This window comes from Vibrio sp. 2132-1, from assembly GCF_033344315.1.
Genome location: NZ_JAWPON010000381.1, coordinates 1 through 676 on the forward strand (window position 1 = coordinate 1; position 676 = coordinate 676).

Sequence of the window (676 nt, forward strand, 5' to 3'; positions counted from 1 at the left end):
TTCTTGAATGACTCATCCCACTCAATCGCTTTCGCTGATGAACACGCTACAGAAGGACCACCTGGTACACATTCTGCAGCTGATGGTAATGGGAACAACTCCTCAAAAATTTCGCGGTATACGTAACCTTCTTTAGTTGTTGGTGTGTTGTATGGGAAGCGGTACTGAGCCGTTTCCATCTGTTGATCGGTCACTTTCTCTTCTGCTACGGCCTTCAAAGTGTCAATCCAGCTGTAACCTACGCCATCAGAAAACTGCTCTTTTTGACGCCAAGCGATTGAGTCTGGTAAGTAATGCTCAAAACATTCGCGAAGAATGTGTTTTTCCATCTTACCGTTGCCACACATTTTGTCTGCAGGGTTTAGGCGCATTGCGACGTCAATGAACTCTTTATCCAAGAATGGTACACGGCCTTCAACGCCCCATGCCGCCAACGATTTGTTCGCACGGGCACAGTCAAACATGTTTAGAGCCAGCAGTTTACGAACCGTTTCTTCGTGGAACTCTTTTGCGTTTGGCGCTTTGTGGAAGTACAAGTAGCCACCGAAGATTTCATCCGCGCCTTCACCAGAAAGCACCATTTTGATGCCCATTGCCTTGATTTTACGGCCCATAACGAACATCGGCGTTGAGGCACGAATCGTTGTTACGTCATAAGTCTCGATGTGGTAAATCA

The 676-nt window shown here is 46.9% G+C and carries 1 protein-coding gene; it reads right to left on the reverse strand.

Translation table 11 applies throughout. From position 1 onward, the window contains the following. Positions 1-676 (reverse strand): asparagine synthase-related protein (locus R8N47_RS25555; protein ID WP_318186146.1); only part of this gene is annotated, 676 nt, incomplete at both ends.